Below are 354 nucleotides of genomic sequence, written 5' to 3' on the forward strand. Positions count from 1 at the left end.
TGCGTGCGTGCCTTGTCCTGCTCGGTGCGGACCCGGTCCCGCTCCTCACCCTGCTGCTTGAGAGCTTCCTTACGGTCCTGCTCAGCCTGCGTGCGAGCCTCGTCCCGGTCTTTCTGCTGCTGGTCGCGGAGGCGCTCGCGTTCCGCGTCTTCCTTGGCCTTCTGCCGGCTGTTCTGGCCCAGGACGAGCGACTGCTGCTCCTTGGCGTCCTTCCTGGCCTCCTCGCGGTCCTTCTCCGCCTGCGCGCGAGCCTCGTCCTGCTCCTTGCGGGCGCGCTCGCGGTCCTCATCGTTCTTGGCCTGGGCCTCGTCCTGGCCCTTGCGCGCCAGCGCCCGGTCCTTCTCATTCTGCTGA

Annotated in this window: 1 protein-coding gene; it reads right to left on the bottom strand. The window is 68.6% G+C overall.

Annotated elements, in window-relative coordinates; translation table 11 throughout:
- A partial coding sequence (locus ACWCPY_RS36775; RefSeq protein WP_451272526.1) for a hypothetical protein occupies positions 1-354 on the bottom strand: 354 nt, incomplete at both ends.

The organism is Streptomyces sp. NPDC002403, from assembly GCF_053593015.1.